General features: G+C 56.1%; 19 protein-coding genes. 14 read left to right on the top strand and 5 right to left on the bottom strand.

All coding sequences use genetic code 11. The features are described 5' to 3' along the window. Window positions 1–91 precede the first annotated feature (91 nt). A complete protein-coding gene (locus ACXAET_RS16860) occupies window positions 92–1624 on the bottom strand; it encodes an alkaline phosphatase family protein (protein ID WP_475187719.1) in 1533 nt (510 codons plus the stop codon). 270 nt (window positions 1625–1894) lie between these two features. Here ACXAET_RS16860 and ACXAET_RS16855 point away from each other — a divergent pair, with 270 nt between their 5' ends. From ACXAET_RS16855 to ACXAET_RS16840, 4 genes are read left to right on the top strand one after another with little or no spacing between them, the layout of a single operon-like run. Then, the gene (locus ACXAET_RS16855) at window positions 1895–3007 is read left to right on the top strand and encodes an MlaE family lipid ABC transporter permease subunit (RefSeq protein ID WP_475187718.1); all 1113 of its coding nucleotides are present in this window, start codon (window positions 1895–1897) and stop codon (window positions 3005–3007) included. A gap of 1 nt (window position 3008) precedes the next feature. Then, the gene (locus ACXAET_RS16850; protein WP_475187717.1) at window positions 3009–3824 is read left to right on the top strand and encodes an ABC transporter ATP-binding protein; all 816 of its coding nucleotides are present in this window, start codon (window positions 3009–3011) and stop codon (window positions 3822–3824) included. Window positions 3825–3829: 5 nt separating this feature from the next. Then, window positions 3830–5146 carry an MlaD family protein gene (locus tag ACXAET_RS16845; protein ID WP_475187713.1) on the top strand — a complete coding sequence of 439 codons (1317 nt, stop codon included), beginning with the start codon at window positions 3830–3832 and terminating at the stop codon, window positions 5144–5146. After that, the gene (locus tag ACXAET_RS16840; protein WP_475187710.1) at window positions 5143–5793 is read left to right on the top strand and encodes an ABC-type transport auxiliary lipoprotein family protein; all 651 of its coding nucleotides are present in this window, start codon (window positions 5143–5145) and stop codon (window positions 5791–5793) included. The genes ACXAET_RS16845 and ACXAET_RS16840 overlap by 4 nt, the downstream gene beginning before the upstream one ends. Window positions 5794–5993: 200 nt before the next feature. Here ACXAET_RS16840 and ACXAET_RS16835 read toward each other — a convergent pair whose 3' ends face one another. Continuing rightward, the gene (locus ACXAET_RS16835; RefSeq protein ID WP_475187707.1) at window positions 5994–7103 is read right to left on the bottom strand and encodes an alkene reductase; all 1110 of its coding nucleotides are present in this window, start codon (window positions 7101–7103) and stop codon (window positions 5994–5996) included. Between the two features lie 179 nt (window positions 7104–7282). Here ACXAET_RS16835 and ACXAET_RS16830 point away from each other — a divergent pair, with 179 nt between their 5' ends. From ACXAET_RS16830 to ACXAET_RS16810, 5 genes are all read left to right on the top strand, one after another. Then, a complete protein-coding gene (locus ACXAET_RS16830) occupies window positions 7283–7867 on the top strand; it encodes a TetR/AcrR family transcriptional regulator (protein ID WP_475187704.1) in 585 nt (194 codons plus the stop codon). Between the two features lie 11 nt (window positions 7868–7878). Beyond that, window positions 7879–8175: a YciI family protein gene (locus ACXAET_RS16825; protein ID WP_475187700.1), complete on the top strand. Its 297-nt coding sequence runs from the start codon at window positions 7879–7881 to the stop codon at window positions 8173–8175. Further along, window positions 8172–8777 (top strand): DNA-3-methyladenine glycosylase I, encoded by a 606-nt coding sequence (locus tag ACXAET_RS16820; protein ID WP_475187697.1) that lies wholly within the window; start codon window positions 8172–8174, stop codon window positions 8775–8777. Before ACXAET_RS16825 ends, ACXAET_RS16820 begins: the two co-directional genes overlap by 4 nt. 118 nt (window positions 8778–8895) lie before the next feature. Further along, a complete protein-coding gene (locus ACXAET_RS16815) occupies window positions 8896–9669 on the top strand; it encodes an HAD-IIB family hydrolase (protein ID WP_475187694.1) in 774 nt (257 codons plus the stop codon). An 18-nt stretch (window positions 9670–9687) separates the two neighbouring features. After that, window positions 9688–10917: a glycosyltransferase family protein gene (locus tag ACXAET_RS16810; RefSeq protein ID WP_475187691.1), complete on the top strand. Its 1230-nt coding sequence runs from the start codon at window positions 9688–9690 to the stop codon at window positions 10915–10917. Here ACXAET_RS16810 and ACXAET_RS16805 read toward each other — a convergent pair. Continuing rightward, window positions 10901–12646 (bottom strand): sugar phosphorylase, encoded by a 1746-nt coding sequence (locus ACXAET_RS16805; protein WP_475187688.1) that lies wholly within the window; start codon window positions 12644–12646, stop codon window positions 10901–10903. The genes ACXAET_RS16810 and ACXAET_RS16805 overlap by 17 nt on opposite strands. Before the next feature lie 134 nt (window positions 12647–12780). Next, entirely contained in the window at window positions 12781–13398 is a 618-nt protein-coding gene (locus ACXAET_RS16800) for a TetR/AcrR family transcriptional regulator (protein WP_475187686.1), read from the bottom strand. 170 nt (window positions 13399–13568) lie between these two features. Between ACXAET_RS16800 and ACXAET_RS16795 the strand changes: the two genes are divergently transcribed. The 5 genes from ACXAET_RS16795 (at window position 13569) to ACXAET_RS16775 (ending at window position 18111) form a co-directional block, all read left to right on the top strand. Then, on the top strand, window positions 13569–14498 hold the full coding sequence (locus tag ACXAET_RS16795) for an AEC family transporter (protein WP_475187683.1): 930 nt from the start codon (window positions 13569–13571) through the stop codon (window positions 14496–14498). Window positions 14499–14600: 102 nt separating this feature from the next. Then, window positions 14601–15434, top strand: coding sequence for an S-formylglutathione hydrolase (fghA, locus tag ACXAET_RS16790; protein WP_475187680.1), 834 nt, complete (start codon window positions 14601–14603; stop codon window positions 15432–15434). Window positions 15435–15437: 3 nt separating this feature from the next. Beyond that, on the top strand, window positions 15438–16895 hold the full coding sequence (gene sthA, locus ACXAET_RS16785; RefSeq protein WP_224889975.1) for a Si-specific NAD(P)(+) transhydrogenase: 1458 nt from the start codon (window positions 15438–15440) through the stop codon (window positions 16893–16895). Next, window positions 16892–17347 carry a YaiI/YqxD family protein gene (locus ACXAET_RS16780; protein WP_475187678.1) on the top strand — a complete coding sequence of 152 codons (456 nt, stop codon included), beginning with the start codon at window positions 16892–16894 and terminating at the stop codon, window positions 17345–17347. The genes sthA and ACXAET_RS16780 overlap by 4 nt, the downstream gene beginning before the upstream one ends. Window positions 17348–17490: 143 nt before the next feature. Further along, window positions 17491–18111: an HAD family hydrolase gene (locus ACXAET_RS16775; protein WP_475187677.1), complete on the top strand. Its 621-nt coding sequence runs from the start codon at window positions 17491–17493 to the stop codon at window positions 18109–18111. Between the two features lies 1 nt (window position 18112). Here ACXAET_RS16775 and ACXAET_RS16770 read toward each other — a convergent pair whose 3' ends face one another. Beyond that, window positions 18113–19351 (bottom strand): MFS transporter, encoded by a 1239-nt coding sequence (locus ACXAET_RS16770; protein ID WP_475187676.1) that lies wholly within the window; start codon window positions 19349–19351, stop codon window positions 18113–18115. Window positions 19352–19353 lie beyond the last annotated feature (2 nt).

The raw sequence follows: 19353 nt of genomic DNA, 5'->3' as shown, positions 1-19353 counted from the left end.
GATCTGTAATGTCCAACTTTGCCCTCCCTACAAGTTATGCGTAGCATTGGATTAATCGCGGGTGTAGGGGGCAAGAACACCGCAGGTTGCGTTAGTAACGCGCTTTGGATTTTGCGCCGTCCGGCGTTAGCGAATGCAGCGACAACGTATGATCCATGTTGCGCATCCGATGTCGCAGCATCTGCCGCCCTAAACGCGCCAAGTCCGCGGCATAGACCGGGTCGTCCGCAACATTCTGCAATTCCCCTTCGCCCTCATGATCGAACAATAGTGGCGGTAGGTCAGCGGCGAACTCGACCAACGTAAAGCGTTCATCGCGTAGAATGCCCAGGCACGACTCGCTGTCGCCTATTCCTAGCTTCCGTTGCCACACCGACGGGGTTTCAGGATCGGCAAAATCCAATTCACTGAAGGTATAGTCGCGCCAATCTTCAGGTTCCTCGCCTTGTAACAAAGGCATCAATGACCTCCCGTCCATCGCGTTCGGCGCAGTTTGACCGACCCATTCCAGAATAGTCGGAGTTATGTCGATCGACTCGGTCGGTGCAGTTACCACCGATCCTGACTGCGCTTCGTTTCCTGGCTGCCGGATGATCAAAGGCGTATGATAAGCCGCGTCATAAACCGTCATTTTTCCCCAGCTGTGGCGATCGCCCAGCATCTCTCCGTGATCTGACGTGACCACCAGCAGCGTATCGTCGTATTGACCGCTTTCTTTGAGGAACTGGATGATGCGCCCGATATGGTGATCCACTTCGGTCGCGAGCCCCAGATAAACGGATCGCAGAATCTGGATATTCGCAACATTGGGATCAACGCTTTCGAAACCCAAGACGACATCCGCAGCCGTTTGCCTGTCTATTGTCGGGCCAAAGAAGGGATGCATGGCCCGTTCCTCGGCCTCATCAGGAAACCCGGCCGGTTCTGGCAGCGTGGCTGGATCGTACATATCGTTGTAAGGCGCGGGCGCGACAAGCGGCGGGTGTGGCCGGATATAAGTTAGGTGAGCGAACCAGTTCTGACCTTTGTAGGCTGCAATACTGCTGAGGAACGCGTCCGTCAAAAAGGCCGTATCACTGTCCTCGACCCGATAAAGGGCCGGGTCATTCAGGCGCGGCGTAGCTCCGTTGGGAGAGGTCGGTTTGTGCACATCCCAATAGGTGTCAAAGCGGTAGCCCCGCATCATCAGATGCGACCGCCAAGGATAGGATTCCTCCAACCGCATTTCGAGAATTTCATCGAATCCTGCCATGGGTTGTTCATAAGATTTCAGAACCGGATCGTTCGGATCATGCACGCGGGGATCGGCAGAGGTGTCGGTATAACCGAACAGCATGGGCAGATACCCGGCCTTGCGCATTTCACTTGCAAGATTGGGCGTGTCGTGCCGCAGTGGCGTGCCATTGCGGACGGACCGATGGTTCATCGCGTACTGCCCGGTCAGGATCGAGGCTCGGGACGGGCCGCAGGGGTTGGTGACCGAGTAGTGACGGTCAAAGCTGACGGCTTCGCCCCGAAGCGCGCGCAGGTTTGGCAGATCGACATGATCAGCCAAAGCACCGTGCAGGCAATCCGCTCTCAACTGATCAATGATAATGAACAGGATATTTCCCGGTTTCTGCATTCTGCCAACTCTGATTCTAAAACTGTGCTCCTGCCGCAAACCCTGTCTTCGTTATTTGGTCCCGACAAGCGTTTCGGTGTGCTGAGTTTGGGTGACCCTAAACTCTGCGCCCTTCGGAAAACAGCCCCGTCGAAATGAGTGTGTAAACAGGCATGGGCCGGGCACAAATTGTTACACCACTGCCTATGCGCGGCGACGAATCCTCAAACGTTCTAAAAATGCGTTGCAGCAAGGCGCTGTTTCACATCACATACACCCATGACGCAACCCATGATACATTCGGACAATGACGCAGATGGCGTCTGCCTGCGTATTTCGGGTGAGATGTTGACCCAATCGCTGGACACCATCGAACAGGCCTTTGCCGCAGTTCAGCCGCAAGGGGGCAACATTACGTTTGATCTGTCCAAGGTCGAGGCGCTTGATACTGGCGGCGCGTGGTTAATTGCCGATCTGGCGCGTCGCTCACGAAATCTGGGCGCTGAGATCCGGTTTGAAGGGTTAAGCCCTGCACAATCTGCCCTTCTTGACACGGTGGCCGAGAATATTCCGGACGAACAGGGTACCGAGGTCCAACCCCGCAGCTTTGTCGATTGGGTAGCTGCCGTCGGTGAAGGCACAGCCGGAGCATGGAAGGACACTCTGTCCATGCTGGGCTTTTTGGGTCTGACATTGCATCGGTTGGCCCGCACGATCGTGATGCCATGGCGACTGCGTCAGGCGGCATTGGTGTCGCAGATGGAAGAGGTCGGATTGAAAGCCATCCCTATTGTTGCTCTGATGGGGTTTCTGATCGGCGTTGTGCTGGCATTTCAGGGCGCGACCCAGCTAAAACAGTTCGGAGCCGAGATTTTTGTGGTCGAGCTGATCTCGATCTCGGTGTTGCGGGAACTAGGTATTCTGCTGACCGCCATTATTGTCGCCGGCCGCTCTGGGTCTGCATTCACCGCATCCATCGGCTCGATGAAAGTGCAGGAAGAGATTGACGCCATGCGCACGCTGGGTCTGGACCCAATCGAAGTGCTGGTGATTCCACGTGTTGTGGCCTTGCTGATCATGCTGCCGATCCTTGGTTTTGTTGCTGATATGGCCGCCCTGATCGGTGGCGGTTTGATGAGTTGGATCGACCTTGACATCAGTCCCGGCATGTTTGTGACCCGTTTGAAGGAAGGCACCGGAATCTGGCACTTCGCCATCGGTATGATCAAGGCGCCTTTCTTCGCACTCGTCATCGGGGTGGTCGCCTGTTGGCAGGCCCTGCAGGTCAAAGGTTCGGCTCAGAGCGTTGGTCAAAGGACGACGGCATCCGTGGTTCAATCGATCTTCATGGTTATTGCCCTGGATGCCCTGTTCTCGATCTTTTTCGCGACGTTGGATATCTGACATGGACGGGACCGTGCTGCAGCAGACTTCGGACACTGACACTCAGCGCGAGGCAGTGATCCGTGTGCGCAATCTGACCAACCAATTCGGGTCGCAGGTGGTGCACCAGAACCTGAATCTGGACGTCTGGCGGGGCGAGGTGCTCGGCATCGTGGGCGGCTCGGGCACAGGTAAGTCGGTTTTGCTGCGCACGATTGTCGGGCTGAACAAACCCGCCGCTGGCAGTATCGAGGTGTTGGGTGTCGATGTGCTGAACGGTCCCGAACAGGAGCGGCGCAGGATCGAAAAACGCTGGGGCGTTGCGTTTCAGGACGGGGCACTGTTTTCCTCTCTGACCGTATTGCAGAACGTCATGGCCCCGTTGCGCGAACATACCGGGCTGAGCGAAAAGCTGATGCAGGCTTTGGGAAGCCTGAAGATCAGCCTGGTGGGGCTGCCGCAACTCAGCTGCGAGAAATTTCCATCTGAACTGTCCGGTGGCATGCGCAAACGTGCTGCGCTGGCGCGCGCATTGGCGCTGGATCCCGAAATCGTATTTCTGGACGAACCCACCGCCGGATTGGACCCTATCGGGGCGGCCGCCTACGACGAGCTGATCGGTGAATTGCAGCACGCATTGGGATTGACGGTTTTCATGGTGACACATGATCTGGACAGCCTGTATGCCATTTGCAACCGCGTTGCGGTGCTAGCAGAAAAACGCGTGCTGGTTGAGGGACGGATTGAAGAAATGACCAAAGTCGACCATCCTTGGGTGCAAGAATATTTTACCGGCCCCCGGGCGCACGCAGCGCAAGAGAAGGGGCACGATAGGTAGAGATCATGGAAACCCGAGCGAATTACATCCTGATCGGCGCTTTTACCCTTGCGGGTATCCTTGGGGCATTCGGATTTTTCCTATGGCTCGCGAAATTCGAGGTCTCGCGGCAATACGCGTATTATGACGTTTTGTTCGATAACGTTTCGGGGCTTTCCGCAGCCGGTGGCGTCAGTTTTAACGGCCTGCCGGTTGGGCAAGTCATTTCGTTGACCCTCGACGATGACGACCCATCCAAAGTGCGGGTCAGGCTTGAGATTGACGCGGAAATCCCGGTGACCGAGGACACGATTGCACAGCTGCAATCCCTTGGTGTGACCGGCGTCAGTTATGTGGAATTGACCGGCGGGTCGGCCAGCGGTGAACGACTGCCCCAGAACAGTGTCATCCAAAGCAGACGCAGCGCCATCCAGTCGCTGTTCGAAGGCGCGCCGAAGGTGCTGGATGAGGCTGTAACCTTGCTGGAAAACCTGAATGCCGTCGTCGACGAAGAAAACCGCCAGAGGGTCAATAACATTCTGGACAATCTCGGCGCAGCCTCGGGGCGGTTGGACAGGACACTTTCTGATTTTGAGAGCCTATCCGGGGATCTAAGCGGCGCTGCCAAGAAGATCGGGGATTTCACGGATGGGTTGGATAATCTGGTCCAGACCGCTGAAACAACACTAAACACAGGCAACGACACACTGGAAAGCGTCAAAGCAGCGTCTGACTCCGCCACAGCGGCATTGGACAGTGCGAAAACTGTCATTGAAAGCGCGGGTGAGGTGATAGAAGACGATGTAAAACCGTTCATCGACCGGGCCTCAACCCTGGCTGAAAACCTGAACGTGCTGACGGATGAGGCCGAGATGTCGCTGTCTGTCATTACCGAGACATTCGAGAATGCAAACAGCACCCTCGGTTCGATAACGGTTGCGATGGACTCGACGAAAGGCACGCTCAGCGCCGCCGAGCGCGCCTTTGACTCGGCCAACAAGATCATAAATGAAGACGTTGGTGTCGTGATGGACGACATACGAACAGCGGCCAACGAGGTGTCAGCGACCGTGAAGAATGTCACCGAACGGCTGGATGACATCTCGGCCGATGTTCTCAGCGCTTCGCAATCTGCCTCAGAATTGTTGGGAACGATAGATGGCATAGTGCAGGACAATCGACGCCAGCTATCGACTTTCTTGCGGGTCGGCCTGCCGCAATTCACCCGTTTCATCGAAGAGTCGCAGCGGCTGGTCATCAACATGGATCGCCTGGTCGACAGAGTTGAACGCGATCCCGCGCGTTTTCTATTGGGGACACAAGCATCGGAGTTTAGCCAATGATAAGGCAATTTCTTGTGGTCCTTGCCCTTGTATCGCTGGGGGGATGCGCAGGTTTGGGAACGCTGCGGCAGGCGTCCAAGCCGAACGACCTGTACCTGCTGACGCCCAAAAGCACATTTTCTTCGGCGTTGCCGCGTGTTCAAAAGCAGATTGTGGTACAGGAACCCACGGCGACGGCTGCGGTCAATACGGACCAAATCGCAATCCAGCCGACCCCGTTTCAGGTGCAATATCTGCCGCGCGCCCGCTGGGTGGATCGCGCACCGCTGATCGTTCAGGCGTTGCTGGTCGAAAGTTATGAAAACAGTGGCAAGGTGGCAGCCGTGGGCCGGTCAACGGTCGGTTTGCGCCCCGACTACGTCATCGCGCCTGATATTCGGGAATTCCAGGGGCTGGTGGTTAATGAGACCGAAGGCACCAAGACCATTCGAGTCGAAGTTCGCATCAACATCAAGATCATTGACGAGTTTGACGACAAGATCATCGCATCCAACTCGTTCCGGGAGTATGTGGTTTCGGCCAGCGACCAAACCCCGGATCTGGTCAAGGCTTTTGACGACGCTCTGGGTAGAACCATGCGGGATGCCGTTGAATGGAGCGTGCGCAGGATCAGTAGCCATGCCGTCAACAATCCCCGCGAAAGCTAAAGGTATCAACGCGCGTCATCTTACAATTAGGTCTGCTAGTCTGTCGCTTGAAGCGTTCATCGTGAACCGCGAAGCCACTGGCACTTGGGACTTTCACTAATTTCTCACTCCGGGAAGTGTGTTTTAACCGAATGCTGAGCCGGCGCCCCGGCTCAGATTATTGGTGCTTTGAGCGGCCATAGTCATCACGCCATGTACGGCTAAGCTGCGTCTGTGAAATCTGCAGAAAATTGTGGATAGTCGGTGTATCCCGTCGCCCCGCCCGTATAGAATGTCGACTTATCAACCGTGTTGAGCGGCAACCCCTCCTTAAAGCGTCGCACCAAATCCGGGTTTGACAGGAACGCCTCTCCGAACGAGATCAGGTCGGCGTGACCGCCCTGAATGGCCTTTTCCGCACGTTCTTTGGTGTAGCCGTTGTTGGCGATATAGGGGCCAGAGAAAAGCTTACGTAGTTTGCCGTAATCAATAGTCCTGGATGCGCCTGCGACATGCCCACCAAAGTCCATGCTGGTTTCCAGTACGTGAAGATACCCCAGACCTCTTCTAGAGAGATTGTCGACAATTTCCTCGAAATGCCGTTGCGGATCAGAATCCGACATGCTGTTGAAGGTGTTTTCCGGAGACAGTCGCACACCAACCCGACCTACCGGTAAGACGTCAGTCACAGCATCAAGAACTTCGTTCAAAAAACGCATCCTGTTTTTGGTGCGTGCCCCATAGGCATCTTCGCGTTTGTTCGTGCCATCGCGCAGGAATTGATCAATCAAATAGCCATTTCCGGCATGAACCTCGACTCCATCGAAGCCAGCCGCCAAGCAATTCTCGGCTGCTTGCCGATACTGCGCAATAACATCCTTTATTTCCCCGGCTTCCAAAGCCCGCGGTGTTTCAAAGGGTTGATATCCCGTCGCGGTAAACGCAACGCCATCCGGCAAGACGGCTGATGGTGCGACGGGCACGCAGCCGGTGGGTTGGTGACTTTTGTGCGAAATCCGGCCGCAATGCTGCAGCTGCGCAAAAATTCGGCCGCCTTGCGCATGGACGGCATTCACAACACGCAACCATCCCGCGGTTTGCTCGGGCGTGTGCAGGCCGGGTGTGCATGGGTATCCAACCCCTTGGTGCGATACGGGTGCAGACTCTGTGATGATCAAACCGGCTGATGCGCGCTGCCGATAGTGCTCAACCATAAGAGGGGTGGGGACGCCCTCGGGGGTTGCGCGGCTGCGCGACAACGGTGCCATTACCATTCGATTGCGAAGTTTCAGATCGCCGATTTGTGTGGAAGAGAACAAGTCAGGTTTCATAGCTTTCCTTTTTAGGTCAAGTGTCCAATAATTATATTAGGTCAAATGTCCTAAGTCTGTAAACATCATTTTTTCAATATTTTAATCGATTGACAATTTAGGACACTTGCCCCAAATCTAACCTTAAGAACTGAGTGTGACTCAGGCGGTGTTTGGGTCAAGTTTGGAAAGAAGTGGGCATGAAGGCATCGGATACGCGCGAAAAGATAATAACCGCTGCGGACAAGCTGATCTATGAACGCGGGTTCGATTTTACGTCTTTCGCAGATATTGCAAGCGTCGTGGGAATCTCGCGCGGCAACTTCTATTACCACTTCAAGACCAAGGATGAGATTCTGGATGCTGTTATCGAGCGTCGAATTCGCGACAGGTCGGAAATGCTGGGAAGATGGGTCGAAGCAGGCCATTCCCCAAAGCAATGCGTCGCCAACTTCATCCGAATCTTGTTGATGAACAACCAAAAGATCCGCTCATACGGGTGCCCCGTCGGGACGTTGTTCCTGGAATTGTCAAAGCTGAACCATCCCGGCGAGTCCGGTGCACGCGATCTGTTCGATCTGTTCCGAGTCTGGCTGGCTCGGAGGTTCAAGGAAATGGGCAGAGAAGACGATGCCGATGCACTGGCCATGCATATTCTGGCGCGAAGCCAAGGTGCGGCAACCCTTGCCAACGCCTATCCCGATGAGCCGTTCCTTGAACAAGAAGCGCAACAAATGCTGGCCTGGCTTGATGCTGTGGCCGATGGCGTAATTATCAAAACCTAGACGGAAATATCATGTATATCATCACCCTCAACCTGACAGAAAAGAAAAGAAAAGCGGCCGAGTACATGGCTGCGCATAACGCGTGGATTGCAAAAGGGTTCGACGACGGGGCTTTCCTTGTTGTCGGCGGACTGAAACCTCAGGGTGGGGGTGCAATACTTGCCGTTGCGAGCAGTCGGGACCAACTTGAAGAACGGGTGGCCGCTGACCCGTTTGTTGCGGAAGGCATTGCGACGCCCCACATTCAAGAGGTCGCACCCGGCCGAACTGACGCGCGGTTGGCGTTTCTGAAAGGCGCCGCTGCATGAGCGCGCTTTTTGTTGGACCTGATGGGCGCACAAGATGTAAGTGGGCTGGTGCCGCACCGGAATTCTTGGACTATCATGATAAAGAATGGGGTTTTCCCGTTGCGGACGATACCCGTCTCTTTGAAAAACTTTGCCTTGAAAGCTTCCAATCGGGATTGAGCTGGCGGACAATTCTGAACAAGCGCGAGGGCTTTCGCGCCGCTTTTGACAGGTTCGATTTTCGGAAGATTGCAACATATGGGCAAGCGGACGTAAATCGTTTGCTCACTGATGACTCCATCGTGAGACACAAGGGCAAGATCGCTGCGGTGATCAACAACGCCGGGCGTGCTGTTGAAATGGTTGAGACCGAAGGATCGCTGGCCAGCTTTTTCTGGCGCTACGAACCGCGACCTGAAAACCTCGCGCCGCCGCAGTCCCGGTCAACCAGCCCGGAATCCGAGGCAATTGCACGAGAGTTAAAGCGCAGGGGGTGGAAATTCCTGGGGCCAACAACGGTCTATGCGTTCATGCAGGCCATGGGGTTGATCAATGATCACGCCGAGGATTGCTTTGTGCGCGCCAAAGTTGAGGCGGCGCGGCGCGTGTTCAAACGACCATAGCACCCGATGTCGCCTGGCAACAAATGCGCCCAATAATTAGGCGTTCGTGCCGAAGTTGACCGGAAATTCGTCAGTCCGCATTTACAATGTGCGTCCGCGATCCTTTACTCTCCGGCAAATGAACGACTCTGCCGCACACGCCCTGCCCCTATTGGTGTTTTCTGATTTGGATGGGACGCTATTGGATCATCACGACTATGGCTGGGACGCGGCCAAACCCGGCCTTGAACGGTTGAGAGATCTGGGGGCCGGCCTTGTTCTGGCCAGCAGCAAGACAGCGGAAGAAATTCGTGTCCTTCAGCAACAGATGGGTCTGACCGACATGCCCGCCATCGTCGAAAACGGTGCAGGCATACTTTGGCCCGGCAAACCCGATTCTAATGACGACGATTATACTCGCCTGCGTGCCGTCCTTGAAACGCTGCCCAAGGGGTTTCTCGGGTTCGGAGACATGACAGATTTCGACGTCGCGCGGGAAACGGGCCTCAGCCCGGCGCAAGCGGCCCTTGCACGCCGACGCAGGTTTAGTGAACCCGGTCTCTGGACGGGGTCTCAAGCAGGCTTGCAGGCATTTTTGAAAGAAGCGGCACGTAACGGAGTGACGGCTAGGCAAGGTGGTCGCTTTCTGACCCTGTCCTTTGGCAGAACGAAAGCTGACGCGATGGCCGAAGTGATCCGGCACCTCAAACCCCGCCGCACAATTGCCTTGGGTGATGCACCAAACGACGCTGAAATGATCCAAACTGCTGATCAGGGCGTCGTTGTCGCCAATCCTGATGGACCGTCAATTCCCCCTTTTCCACCAGACATAGAAAAACAGATACTGAGAACAACACATAGCGGGCCGCAGGGCTGGTCAGAGGCGATCCTGATCCTGACTGCGGACCTCTGATCACAAAAGGTATTCGGCATGGCGGATTTTCATCAGAACGGCAATATAACCACGCTGCACAATCTGCGCAGTCGACCTGCGGGACATCTGGCGCATGAGATTTCGGTTTATGCTGAGACCCGCAAAATTACTCTGATATTGCCGTGCCTTTACTCCGAGCTGGAAGGCCCGGCGCTGGCGGGTATCTTGGATGAGTTGGCGCAGGTGAGCTATCTCCACCGTATTGTCATCGGGCTGGATCAGGCTGATGAGAGTCAATACCGTCATGCACGCGCGTTTTTTGCAAAACTACCGCAAAACCATGCCGTGATCTGGAATGACAGCCCGCGCCTGAGCCTATTGCAATCGCATCTGAACGATTTGGGTCTTGCCCCGCAGGAACCCGGCAAAGGCAAGAATGTTTGGTCTTGCATTGGTTATTTACTGGCGTGTGCAGACAGTTCGGTTATGGCGATTCACGACTGCGATATCGTAACTTACGATCGACAGATGCTGGACCGGTTGGTCTATCCGGTCGTGAACCCTACCTTTCCGTTCCAAATGGCCAAGGGTTTCTACCCGCGCATTGGTGATGGCAAGCTGAACGGTCGTGTCACGCGTCTTTTGGTTAGCCCGCTGTTGATTGCATTGAAGAAGGTGGTCGGAGATCGGGACTACCTCGATTACCTGCGCAGCTTTCGGTATCCGTTGTCGGGCGAGTTCGCGATCCGCACCCCTACCCTGCCCGATCTGCGCATCCCGTCAGACTGGGGGTTGGAGATTGGCGTACTGTCCGAGGCGTGGCGCAATCTGGCGCCCAAATCTGTCTGCCAGGTCGAAATCGCCGACAATTACGATCATAAGCACCAGGACCTGTCGCCCGAAGACGCCAATCAGGGTCTCAGTCGCATGTCCACGGACATCTGCAAGGCAATCTTCCGCAAGCTTGCCGCAGATGGGACAGTCTTTACCCCGAACACGTTCCGCACTCTGAAGGCAACATACTACCGCTCAGCGCTGGATTTGCTTGAAAGCTACTACACCGATGCACGGATGAACGGGTTGGAACTGGATCGCCACAAGGAAGAAAAATCAATCGAGCTGTTTGCCGAAAACATCATCCGCGCTGGTCAGTTTTTTCTGGACAACCCGCATGAAACGCCGTTCATCCCGACCTGGAACCGTGTCCATTCAGCGGACCCTGAATTCTTGTTGCGGCTCAAGGCGGCGGTGTCCGACGATCTTGCAGAATTCACCCCGCATTCGTGATCCAGCGGCATTGATACGGGGCGAGCACGATATCCGGGCCGTTAGTTGCAAGGATTTCCTCAGTCAGGGCATCGGTCCAGGTTTCTTCGGCAATCATGTTAAACTCGGTCGGGCTGACATTCACTGGCTCTGACGAGACATTGTGTAAAGCAAAAATCGACTGACTGCGATCCAGGCTCTGCCGCCAGATGCCAAAGACCCGATTGTCCAACCGCAAGGTGAATTGCGTCGCGTTGGGATGAAAGGCGGGTTGCTTTGCGCGTAATCGGATGCGCCGCGACAGTTCCGACAACACCAAGGCCTGATTTGATCCCGGATCAGCCAATCGCGCCAGCAGCTCTGGATAATGCCAGCGATGTCGGTTGATTGCCCGATTCATGCCGCGCCGAGCGACCCCCTCATGATCGTTTGGCGTTGCCAGCAGGGAATGGATGTAGAACGCCGGTATCCCCTCAAGCGACATGACAATCGTCTGAGAGCAGATGAAGCGCGCCAGATGGTACTGGTCCTCTCCGTCAAACGTTTCGCGCATGGCCTCGAAATACCCGCAGTTCAGCTCATAGGGTTCTTCCCGCCCGTCGGGCAAGGCCCGCATTGAAACCAAACCGCCAATACGGCGGACAGTGTCGATCATGCGTGTTTTTTCATCAGGCGGCAGAACCCCTTCGGCAGGGCGCATGCCAATCCCATCATGACTGGCCGTAAAGTTCAGATAGGCGCATCCCAATTGCGCAGGAGGCATCGCAGCCTGCCATTCACGCAGATATTGTGCTGTCCCCGACTGCATCGCATGTAGGATCAGCGGCGGCAGAGGGAAGTTGTAAACGGCGTGCGCCTCATTCCGATTGCCGAAATAGCTGAGGTTCTCAGTTCGGGGAACATTGGTTTCGGTCAACAGGACCAGTGTTTCCGTTGTAAAGTCGCAGAGCAGCCTTAGCAATTGAACGATGGCGTGTGTCTGCGGCAGGTGGATGCAGTTGGTGCCGATCTCTTTCCAGACAAAAGCCACCGCATCCAGCCGCAGGATCCGCACCCCTTTGTCTATGTGGAGGCGGATGATCCGCAGCATCTCGATCAAGACCTCAGGGTTCGAAAAATCCAGATCAACCTGATCGTGACTGAAGGTACACCAAACGTATTTCTCGCCCTGATTGGTTTCGACCTGCCGCAACAGCGGCGTAGTGCGAGGACGCACGACCTGAGATAGATCATCCTCGGGCGTGGCTTCGACAAAGAAACGGTCGTGAGGAGATTTTCCCTGCAGGTAATTGGTAAACCACGCGCCTTGACTGGACACATGGTTCAGCACCAGATCGGACATCAGGTGGAAATCTTTGGCGATCCGCGTGATGTCGGGCCAATCGCCCAGCTGAGTACTGACGCTATAGTAGTCAGACACCGCAAACCCATCATCCGAGGTAAAAGGAAAAAACGGCAGGATATGCACACCGTTCACGACACCCCTGAGATGCCGGATCAGAAAGTCGTGCAATAGGTCCAACGGTTTGTGGGCCTGATCTTCGATCGAGTTTCCATATGTGATCAGGACGCTGTCTTTTTCCGACCAAAGCTTGTTGCCGGGCTTGCGGCCTTGTTTCCGCCGATGCGTGCCTGCGGGCCAGAAAGCATCTGTGATCTGTTGCGCCAGAATAGCCTGATCGTGTTCAGGATATATCTGAACAAGCAAGTCGCTCAGACGGCGGGAAAAACTGGCAGTCGCACGGGTCAAAGATCAAAGGGCCTTCGCATTATCCGACAGATGGTTTTCCAGAATGCGCCACCTGTCAAACATCAATTTCGCCGTTGGCCCTTGTTTCAGCGAACGCCTTCGTGGCTGCTCAAATCTTGGTCGTGCCCTCTTTGTCAGACACCGTATCGGGCCATGAACATATCAACGGCCTGCAACGCGATCTCGTCGATTTCCGATTTGCTGAAACTTGTCTGAATACCCAATGCTGCCTTGGTCCAGATGCGGACCTTGCACAGCTCTGAAAATTGTTCCGCCGCGATCTGCACATCTTCGATGGCGAGTTCACCCTTTTCGACGGCCTTCTCAAGATACTCTACCATGTGGCGCTGACCGTTCTGCGGCCCGGCCTCAAAAAAGGCCATGCCAAGTTCCGGGAACCGGTCCCGTTCGGCAACACAAACCCGAAACACCTGTTGCGAGAAATCCGACACCAAGAACGCTGCCAGCTGTGTCGCCGCAATTGTAAGAACCTCGCGCGCAGGTTTGGAATCGTCGATCATCGAAATGACGTTTTCAGCAAGCCTTTTGCATTCGGTCTGGGCGACTTCGGTGAACAGCAACCGCTTGTCCGGGAAATAGCTGTACAACGTTGCCTTCGAAACACCCGCCGCCCGCGCGATGTCATCGACGCTTGCGCCTTCGAACCCATCCGCCATGAAAACCTCTCGGGCGCCGCGCAGCACCTGATCAAATTTGCGGCCCGTTCGAAGGATGGCGGCTGTCTCAGTCATGGGCTCTCCTTGGGTAGCTGTACCCAACAAACTATAAACCGATCAGTTCAGATACAACGATTCGCGCAATTTCGTTGAGAAATGGCTGATCCTCACTCAATATTCTTGCGTTTGGAGGCCTTGATTTCGGGTGATTTGCTAAGCAGCAAAACAGTGCTAACACTCTGCCCATGGTCGAGATTTTTCTGCGCACCCTTCCGTTCTTTGCGATCATCGGCCTGGGGTACTGGGCCGGGCGCAGCCGCTTCTTTACCGAAGACGCGACGGCTTATCTGACCAAGTTTGTTTTTTATTTTGCGCTTTCAGCGATGCTGTTCCGCTTTGCCGCAACGTTGCCTTTTGCCGAAATCTTCAACGGCCGGCTGGTTTTGGGCTATCTGCTGGGCACAATGGCCGTCTATCTGTTGGCCACATTTGTGGCGTGGATACGGGGGCTTGATGTCCCCACCGCGGCGGTCGAGGCGCAATGCGCGGCCATTGGCAACGTTGGCTTTTTAGGTTTGCCGATGTTGGCCCTGCTGTTGTCCGAAGCGGCCATCGGGCCCGTTATGCTCGTCTTGGCAGTTGATCTGGTGGTTTTTTCCTCACTCATCGTGATCTTGATCCATGCCGGTCGCGACGGTCGCCTCAGCCTCGCCACTTTGCGTCTTATCGGCTTAGGATTGGTGAAGAACCCTATGATCGTGTCAATTTCTGCGGGCATGCTATGGTCGGCCTTTCAGGTGCCGGTCCCTGACCCGATGAACGATTTTCTGAGCCTTCTGGGCGGGGCTGCAACGCCCGGCGCATTGTTCGCGATCGGAGCGTCGCTGGCGTCCAAATCCGCCGAGCGGGTCCAGATTGCGGCCTGGCTGAGCTTCTGCAAGCTGGTCCTTCATCCGGCCTGTGTCGCAATTGCCTTGATCTGGCTGATCCCGGTTGCGTCATTTCCAGCCTCGGTCGCCATCGCTGCCGCCGCGTTACCGGTTGCGGGCAATGTCTATATGCTGGCCGCCCATTACCGCGTGGCCCCGCACCGCGCGTCAGCGGCAATTCTGTTGTCGACCGCGGCCAGCATACTGACCGTACCCGTTGTGATTGCTTGGCTCGCAGCACTCTGAAGTCTGACGATCAAAAAATATGTGCCTCCGCGGACGGTGGTCTTTACGCCACGCCCGCGGGTCGTTAGCCATGTCGCAACTCAAAGTGAAGGATTTTGCCAGATGGAAACCCTTTCTGAAAACGCCTGTTTCGGGGGTGTGCAGGGCGTTTACCGCCATGCCTCCTCAGCCTGCCAGTGCGATATGACCTTAGGCCTGTTTCTACCCGCCGAGGCCAAGGACGGCCCTGTGCCTGTACTGTGGTATCTGTCCGGTCTGACCTGCACCCATGAAAACGCCATGACCAAAGCAGGTGCGCAGGCCTGGGCGGCAGAACAAGGCATCGCCGTTGTGTTTCCCGATACATCGCCACGGGGTGAGGGTGTCGCGGATCACGAAGACTACGATCTGGGTCAGGGTGCAGGGTTTTATGTCAACGCGACGCAAGCGCCCTGGGCGCCGCATTTCAAAATGTGGGATTACGTGGCCGAGGAACTGCCCGGCTTTCTGACCAAAACCTTCCCCATCGACGGGGATCGTCAGGCGATCACCGGGCATTCGATGGGTGGCCATGGCGCCTTGACGCTGGCGATGAACCTGCACGGGCGTTTCCGGTCCGTTTCAGCCTTTGCCCCAATCTCGAACCCGACCGGATCGGATTGGGGTCGTAAGCAGCTCAGCGCCTATCTGGGTGATGACGAGGCCGCATGGGCCAAGCATGACGCCGCGCTGTTGATGAAAGAAAAGGGTTTTGATGGCCCGATCCTGATCGATACTGGCGCGAATGATCAATTCATCGACCTTCTGCGCCCCGAGGCGCTGGCCTCTGCGATCGCTGAACGCCGCCAACAGGCTACTTACCGCCTCCAGCCGGGGTATGATCATTCCTATTTCTTCGTGTCGACCTTCATGGAAGACCACATCACCTTTCACGCCGAAGCGCTGTATGGGGATTAACGGATGAGCAAATACGACTTTGACCTGATCATAATCGGGTCGGGCCCGTCGGGACGTTCCGCAGCGATACAGGCCGGCAAGCTAAAACGGCGCGTTCTGGTCATCGACCGCAAGGATAGGTTCGGCGGCGTGTCCGTTCACACGGGCACTATTCCTTCGAAGACCCTGCGGGAAACCGTTCTTAACCTGTCCGGCTGGCGCGAGCGTAGCTTTTATGGCCGCTCATACCGCGTCAAGGATCAGATCCGGGCAGAAGACCTCAAGGCGCGTCTGCATATGACTTTGGACCACGAGGTCGACGTGCTGGAGCATCAGTTCAACCGAAATCACGTTGAAACCCTCAACGGTCTTGCAAAATTTGTTGGCCCGCATGAGGTTGAGGTGGCCACCGATGCCGGAGACAAGACCCGCTTGACGGCGGCCAAGTTTCTGATCGCGACGGGCACCAAAACCTATCGGCCGGATTACGTGCCTTTCAACGGCAAGACCGTGGTCGACGGCGACGATTTTCTAGAAATGGCAGAGATCCCGCGGTCACTGGTCGTGATTGGGGCCGGTGTGATCGGGGTGGAATACGCCACCATGTTCTCGGCACTGGACGTGAGGGTGACGCTGATCGAGCCGCGCGAAACGTTTCTGGATTTCATCGACAAACGGCTCATCCACGACTTTACCCATCAAATTCGTGAAAACGGCGTCGATCTGCGGTTGGGATCGGCGGTGGAAAAGATCGACGATGCGGGCGATCATGTCGAAGTAACCCTGGACAACGGGCGGCATGTTCGGGCGGAAATGCTGTTGTTTGCGGCCGGACGAATGGGTGCGACCTCGGCGCTGAATCTGGATGCCGTCGGGCTTGAGACGGACCACCGCAATCGGATCAAGGTGGATCGCAAGACCTATCAGACATCTGTGCCGCATATCTATGCGACGGGGGATGTAATCGGGCATCCCTCGCTGGCCTCAACGTCGCTGCAACAGGGGCGCGTGGCTGCCTGTCATGCCCTGGAAACACCGACGCTGCCAGAAAGCCCGTGGTATCCCTATGGCATTTACTCGGTGCCCGAGATTTCGACCTGCGGCATGTCTGAGGAAGAGCTGCAAGAGCGCGGCATCCCCTACGAGGTTGGCGTAGCGCGCTTTCGCGAGACATCGCGCGGTCACATTATGGGGTTGGAGCACGGCATGCTGAAAATGTTGTTCTCGTTGAAAACCCGCCGGGTGCTGGGCGTGCAAATTGTTGGCGAAGGCGCGACAGAGCTTATCCACATTGCGCAGGCCGTGCTGAACCTTAAAGGCACGGTGGACTATTTCGTCCAGAATACGTTCAACTATCCAACCTTGGCCGAAGCCTACAAGATCGCCGGTTTGGACGCGTTCAACCGGATGCCAATCCCCGAGGAGTTCAAGGTGCGCAAGAAACCAGCTGAACCTGAAAAGAAAGAGGCAAAGAAGGCGTGACCACGCTGTATGTCGATGGTGATGCCTGCCCCGTCAAGGCCGAGGCCGAACGGGTGGCCACGCGTCACAAGGTGCCGATGGCGCTGGTGTCGAACGGCGGGTTGCGGCCATCGCCAAACCCGCTGGTGCAGGTCGTGGTCGTATCCGAGGGTGCCGACGAGGCAGACAAATGGATCGCGGAACGGTGCGGGGAAGGCGATGTGGTGATCACTTCGGACATTCCATTGGCTGCGAAATGCATTGAGGCAGGCGCGCGGGTCCTGCGCCCGAATGGTGAGGCCTTTACAGCCGCCAATATCGGCCAACAACTGGCGATGCGTGATCTTATGGCGGACCTGCGCGCAGCCAACCCCTTGGGGACCGGTGGCGGCGGCAAACCTTTTGGCAAGGCCGACCGCTCGCGCTTTCTGGACGCCCTGGAACGCGAGTTGCGAGCGGCGCGGTGCGGGTAGTACTCCCGCCCGTCGGCGACGCATCAAAGATGCATCGCCTCCCGTTGGGCGAGGCAGCGCTGCGCGCTGCGGTTCCGTCTTGTAAATCCAGTCCCGGATTGGTTCAGTCGGCGCGAGCATAGGTAAATGAACAGGGGCGCCACATGCCAATTGAAGCTGTAATTTTCGATATCGGAAATGTTCTGATCGAATGGCAGCCTGAACGCTATTATGACAAGGTTATCGGCGCAGAGCGTCGTCGCGCCATGTTCGCAGAGGTTGATCTGCACGGGATGAACGATTTGGTCGATCAGGGCCATCACTTCACCGACACAATCTATAAATGGGCCGAGAAATACCCCGACTGGCGCTACGAGATCAGGATGTGGCATGATAAATGGATCGAGTTGGCCGCGCCGGAGATCCCACACTCCGTCCGTCTCCAACGCGCTTTGCGTGCTAAGAAAATTCCCGTTTTTGCACTAACCAATTTCGGCGTACAGAATTTTGATTACGCCACCACGATCTATCCGTTCCTGAACGAGTTTGACCGGCACTACGTCTCGGGGCGAATGAAAACGGTGAAGCCGCATCCACCGATTTACGAGATGGTTGAGGCCGATTGCGGTGTGCCACCAGAGGCGTTGCTGTTTGCGGATGATCGGATCGACAACATCGAGACCGCGCGCAAGCGGGGGTGGCAAACGCATCACTTCACCGGGCCGCAAGGCTGGGCGGATCGGCTGGTGGCCGAGGGGTTGTTGACTTCGGAAGAGGCCAGATAGGTCAGGCGGGAACTGCAGCGGTCCGATTTTCCCGAATGGGAAGGTGAACAATGGCGCTAAAGGCACCTACGGCCACGCCGATCCACCAAACCATCGTATAGTCGCCGTAGATATCGTACATCCGCCCGCCAAGCCAAACACCAAGGAATCCTCCGATCTGATGGCTGAGGAAGATGAACCCATAAAGCGTTCCCATGTATCGCAGGCCATAAAGATGCGCGACGAGGCCTGAGGTCAGCGGCACCGTCGCCAGCCAGAGCGACCCCATCACGATCGAAAATACGATAACCGACATCGGTGTGATTGGCAGGATGATGAAGATCGCTGCCGCAAAGGTTCGGCACGTGTAGATCCCCGCCAACAGGTATTTCTTCGGGAAGTGGTTTCCAGCCCAGCCTGCCAAGAGGGTGCCGCCGATATTTGCCAATCCGACCAAGGATATTGCCACGGCACCCAATGCCGAAGTGGTGGTAATGCCCAGCGAATGCAGGACACCCCCGGGCTGGATAGGTCCACACATTTCGGTCACGAAGGCAGGAAAATGGGCAGTTATGAAGGCCAATTGGTATCCGCAGCTGAAGAACCCAAGGAATATCATGGCATAAGACGGGTCGCGGAAGGCACGTCCTATGATCTGGCCCATGCTCTCTTCCAACTCGGCCTTGCTGACCGGTTGCGGCGCGCGCATGAAGGGTAGCGTCAGGACCAGTGCCAGAATCGCAATTGCAAAGACAATAAAAACCTGTTGCCAGGGCAGGAAAGTCAGCAACCACTCGGCTGTCGGTGCACCGATTACCTGCCCAAAGCTTCCCGCCGCCGTGACAATCGCCAAAGACATTGAGCGGTTTTTGTCGGACGAAGCGCGCCCGACCACGGCCAGCACAACGCCAAAGCCGGTACCCGCGATACCGAACCCAACTAGCCACGCATACATCTGATGCCCAAACGGTGTGATCGACCACGCCGACAAGACCATACCGGCAGCATATGTCAACGCTCCCAGAATAATCGCTTTCCGGTCACCGATCTTCTCTGCAATCGCAGCAAAGATTGGCTGGCCGATCCCCCAGGCCAGGTTCTGGATTGCAATTGCGAGTGAGAAATCGGTTCGGAGCCAGCCAAATTCGCTTGCAATTGGAATCTGGAACACGCCGAACGAGGCACGCACGGCAAAGCTGACCGTGATGATGATGCATCCAACGATCAGGATCGGGTTCAGCAGGCGTGCAGTGTGCGGCATTG

It is taken from the genome of Ruegeria sp. AWH4_226 (assembly GCF_056159225.1).
Note: the sequence above shows the minus strand (reverse complement) of the source record. Positions and strands in the feature narration are given on the sequence as shown.

What these genes read in the sequence shown, in the direction of transcription:
- ACXAET_RS16860 (WP_475187719.1), bottom strand. Translation starts at nt 1,624, where the DNA reads ATGCAGAAACCGGGAAATATCCTGTTCATTATCATTGATCAGTTGAGA.
- ACXAET_RS16855 (WP_475187718.1), top strand. Translation starts at nt 1,895, where the DNA reads ATGATACATTCGGACAATGACGCAGATGGCGTCTGCCTGCGTATTTCG.
- ACXAET_RS16850 (WP_475187717.1), top strand. Translation starts at nt 3,009, where the DNA reads ATGGACGGGACCGTGCTGCAGCAGACTTCGGACACTGACACTCAGCGC.
- ACXAET_RS16845 (WP_475187713.1), top strand. Translation starts at nt 3,830, where the DNA reads ATGGAAACCCGAGCGAATTACATCCTGATCGGCGCTTTTACCCTTGCG.
- ACXAET_RS16840 (WP_475187710.1), top strand. Translation starts at nt 5,143, where the DNA reads ATGATAAGGCAATTTCTTGTGGTCCTTGCCCTTGTATCGCTGGGGGGA.
- ACXAET_RS16835 (WP_475187707.1), bottom strand. Translation starts at nt 7,103, where the DNA reads ATGAAACCTGACTTGTTCTCTTCCACACAAATCGGCGATCTGAAACTT.
- ACXAET_RS16830 (WP_475187704.1), top strand. Translation starts at nt 7,283, where the DNA reads ATGAAGGCATCGGATACGCGCGAAAAGATAATAACCGCTGCGGACAAG.
- ACXAET_RS16825 (WP_475187700.1), top strand. Translation starts at nt 7,879, where the DNA reads ATGTATATCATCACCCTCAACCTGACAGAAAAGAAAAGAAAAGCGGCC.
- ACXAET_RS16820 (WP_475187697.1), top strand. Translation starts at nt 8,172, where the DNA reads ATGAGCGCGCTTTTTGTTGGACCTGATGGGCGCACAAGATGTAAGTGG.
- ACXAET_RS16815 (WP_475187694.1), top strand. Translation starts at nt 8,896, where the DNA reads ATGAACGACTCTGCCGCACACGCCCTGCCCCTATTGGTGTTTTCTGAT.
- ACXAET_RS16810 (WP_475187691.1), top strand. Translation starts at nt 9,688, where the DNA reads ATGGCGGATTTTCATCAGAACGGCAATATAACCACGCTGCACAATCTG.
- ACXAET_RS16800 (WP_475187686.1), bottom strand. Translation starts at nt 13,398, where the DNA reads ATGACTGAGACAGCCGCCATCCTTCGAACGGGCCGCAAATTTGATCAG.
- ACXAET_RS16795 (WP_475187683.1), top strand. Translation starts at nt 13,569, where the DNA reads ATGGTCGAGATTTTTCTGCGCACCCTTCCGTTCTTTGCGATCATCGGC.
- fghA (WP_475187680.1), top strand. Translation starts at nt 14,601, where the DNA reads ATGGAAACCCTTTCTGAAAACGCCTGTTTCGGGGGTGTGCAGGGCGTT.
- sthA (WP_224889975.1), top strand. Translation starts at nt 15,438, where the DNA reads ATGAGCAAATACGACTTTGACCTGATCATAATCGGGTCGGGCCCGTCG.
- ACXAET_RS16775 (WP_475187677.1), top strand. Translation starts at nt 17,491, where the DNA reads ATGCCAATTGAAGCTGTAATTTTCGATATCGGAAATGTTCTGATCGAA.
- ACXAET_RS16770 (WP_475187676.1), bottom strand. Translation starts at nt 19,351, where the DNA reads ATGCCGCACACTGCACGCCTGCTGAACCCGATCCTGATCGTTGGATGC.